The sequence below is a fragment of the [Phormidium] sp. LEGE 05292 genome, from assembly GCF_015207735.1.
Lineage (GTDB): Bacteria > Cyanobacteriota > Cyanobacteriia > Cyanobacteriales > Aerosakkonemataceae > Floridanema.
The window spans coordinates 1-1,723 of record NZ_JADEWG010000326.1; the positions used below are offsets into that span (position 1 = coordinate 1).

2 protein-coding genes are annotated in these 1,723 nt (G+C 41.6%); one reads left to right on the plus strand and one right to left on the minus strand.

Features of this window, described 5'->3' with window-relative positions:
- Positions 1–9: 9 nt before the first annotated feature.
- Positions 10–420: an IS200/IS605 family transposase gene (tnpA, locus tag IQ264_RS32365; protein ID WP_193986860.1), complete on the minus strand. Its 411-nt coding sequence runs from the start codon at positions 418–420 to the stop codon at positions 10–12.
- A 39-nt stretch (positions 421–459) separates the two neighbouring features.
- Here tnpA and IQ264_RS32370 point away from each other — a divergent pair, with 39 nt between their 5' ends.
- Positions 460–1,686, plus strand: coding sequence for an RNA-guided endonuclease InsQ/TnpB family protein (locus IQ264_RS32370; RefSeq protein ID WP_193986862.1), 1,227 nt, complete (start codon positions 460–462; stop codon positions 1,684–1,686).
- Positions 1,687–1,723 lie beyond the last annotated feature (37 nt).

The window sequence follows — 1,723 nt, forward strand, 5'->3', positions numbered from 1 at the left end:
TGACCAAAATTAATGGGATGCAAGCCCCGACCCTTTAGGGCGGCTTTGCTCTTTGATATATTGCTTCAAAACTTCAAGTGGTGCACCACCTACAGACACAGCAAAATAGCTAGGACTCCAGAGAGCTTGCTTATGTGGTTTGAGGAGTCCAGCTTGTCCATATTTGCGACTAGAAACACCTTTAAGAGCGTTAACAATTTCTGAGATAGATATCTTTGGTGGATACTCAATAAGCGCGTGAACATGATCGGCTTCACCATGGAATTCCAGTATTTGAAAATTCATCGAAGATGCAACAGTAAGAAATGATTCTTCTATTAGCTTTAGGCTTTCATTAGTGAACACCTGTTTTCTGTACTTGGTTACACAGACCAAATGAATCTTAAGGTCTGTAACGCTATGTCTTTCACGCCTATACATAGTTGATTTTTTAATGCAGACCAATGTATAATAACACCCATGAAAGCAAGATACCAGTACAGAATTTATCCAACAGACCAACAAGGCAAAGAGTTAGCCAAGCTCTTTGGGTGTGTAAGAGTCGTTTGGAATGATGCGCTGGCACTTTGCCGAAATAGCGAAAAGTTACCTAGTAACGCAGAACTACAAAAAATCTGTATTACTCAGGCAAAAAAGACCAAAGAGAGAGAGTGGTTAACTCAAGTCTCAAACATCCCTTTGCAGCAGTCTATTGCTGATTTAGGTGTAGCTTTCAAGAACTTCTTTGAGTCTAGAAACGGCAGCAGGAAGGGTGCTAAGGTAAATTTTCCCAAGTTCAAAAAGAAGTCTAATCGTCAAACTGCTAGATTCAGAAAAGGCGGATTTAGCATTAAAAGTAATAAGGTTTACTTAGCTAAGATTGGCTGTATAAAAACTATTTGGTCAAGACCCCTACCAAGTGAACCCAGTTCCGTTACCGTGATTAAAGATAGTACGGGGCGCTACTTCTTGAGCTTTGTTGTGGAAATTGTGCCATTAGTTAATTCAGCGAAAAATGGCTCGATTGGAATAGATCTGGGTTTAAAAACCTTTGCTACTTTATCGTCAGGAGAAAAGATTGATAGTCCAGACTATTCAAAGTTAGAACGTAAGATAAGACGAGCGCAGCGCAAATTTTCTCGTCGTCAAAAGGGGTCGAAAAAGCGAGAACGAATGCGTTTACGAGTGGCTAAACTCAAATCCAAGCAACGAGATAAACGCAAAGATTTTCTCCACAAACTTTCAACTAGAGTAGTTAGCGAAAATCAAGTTATTGCTCTAGAAGACTTGGGGGTTTCTGGAATGTTGAAAAATCGCCGTCTGTCCAGAGCAATAAGTCAGGCAGGGTGGCGAGAATTTAGAAGTTTATGCGATAACAAGTCTCATAAATTCAGCCGCCAATTTGTCGTTATCAGCCGATGGGAACCAACCAGCCAAGTTTGCTGTGATTGTGGCTATAAATGGGGTAAATTAGACCTTTCTATTAGGGAGATAGTTTGCTTCAATTGCGGCAAATTACAGGATCGAGATGATAATGCGTCAAAACGAATAGAACAAGCGGGGCTTCGAGCTTGTCGAGAAGTCGGGGTAGGACATACCCACGACTCTAAACGGACAGGGAGGAAGTGTAAGACCGAACTTTCGGCTGTTTCCAATGAACTGTCAACCCATCTAGAGTACGTTCAGTTAACGCTGTTCGACTGCTAGGGAATCACCGTCCTTCAGGTCGGTGAGGGTGTCAAAA

Coding starts and splice junctions, on each gene's coding strand:
- tnpA (WP_193986860.1), bottom strand. CDS start 420: ATGTATAGGCGTGAAAGACATAGCGTTACAGACCTTAAGATTCATTTG.
- IQ264_RS32370 (WP_193986862.1), top strand. CDS start 460: ATGAAAGCAAGATACCAGTACAGAATTTATCCAACAGACCAACAAGGC.